The sequence below is a fragment of the Bacillus sp. SIMBA_026 genome (assembly GCF_046535335.1).
Classification (GTDB): domain Bacteria; phylum Bacillota; class Bacilli; order Bacillales; family Bacillaceae; genus Bacillus; species Bacillus velezensis.
The window spans coordinates 1-254 of sequence record NZ_JAWRWX010000323.1 but is presented as its reverse complement, the minus strand read 5'-3'; the positions used below and the strand labels follow the sequence as shown (position 1 = coordinate 254).

Here is a 254-nt window from a genome sequence, read left to right as displayed (position 1 = left end):
GGCGATTCTCGAATCTGGCGACTGGCAGCAACAGGTGGCGGCTATTGAAGTACAGCTGCGCGAGCAACTTGCCCCCGCCCGTGATGCCGAAATGGTTGCCGATGTGCGCGTGCTGGGGGCAATCGGCGTAGTCGAAACCACTCGTCCGGTGAATATGGCGGCGCTGCAAAAATTCTTTGTCGAACAGGGTGTCTGGATCCGGCCTTTTGGCAAACTGATTTACCTGATGCCGCCCTATATTATTCTCCCGCAAC

At 56.7% G+C, this 254-nt stretch carries 1 protein-coding gene; it reads left to right on the top strand.

Annotated elements, in window-relative coordinates:
• Nucleotides 1-254, top strand: a 254-nt coding sequence (locus SB847_RS21645) for an aminotransferase class III-fold pyridoxal phosphate-dependent enzyme (protein ID WP_410578751.1), incomplete at both ends; no start/stop codon positions are given.